The sequence below is a fragment of the Cupriavidus sp. SIMBA_020 genome (assembly GCF_046535395.1).
GTDB lineage: Bacteria > Pseudomonadota > Gammaproteobacteria > Burkholderiales > Burkholderiaceae > Cupriavidus > Cupriavidus campinensis.
This window is the reverse complement of sequence record NZ_JAWRWU010000212.1, coordinates 1-338: the sequence shown is the minus strand read 5'-3', so window position 1 is coordinate 338 and position 338 is coordinate 1. Positions and strand designations below refer to the sequence as shown.

Sequence of the window (338 nt, the reverse complement as noted above, 5' to 3'; positions counted from 1 at the left end):
CGCATGGCTACTACAGCCATCGCAATGCCCTGCACAAGGGCCTGGATTTTCCGGGCAAGGAAGACCCCGACTACTGGGACTTCGCCTATTTCGCCCTGGTGCTGGGCATGACGTTCCAGGTTTCCGACGTGCAGATCGTCAGCCGGCGGATGCGGCGCACGGCGCTGGTGCACAGCGTCATCGCCTTCTTCTTCAACGTCTTCATCATCGCCATCAGCGTCAACGTCGCGGCGGGGCGGGCATGAAAAAACGGCCGTGAGGCCGTTGTTTTACCGTGAGGCCGGTTGACCGCTCTCAGGCCGCCGCCAGCCGCCACAGCGACGTGACTTCCTTCGAGC

The 338-nt window shown here is 62.7% G+C and carries 1 protein-coding gene; it reads left to right on the top strand.

From position 1 onward, the window contains the following. On the top strand, positions 1-245 hold a 245-nt coding region (locus tag SB751_RS28875; protein WP_410748892.1), incomplete at its 5' end, for a DUF1345 domain-containing protein. Between the last annotated feature and the right edge of the window lie 93 nt (positions 246-338).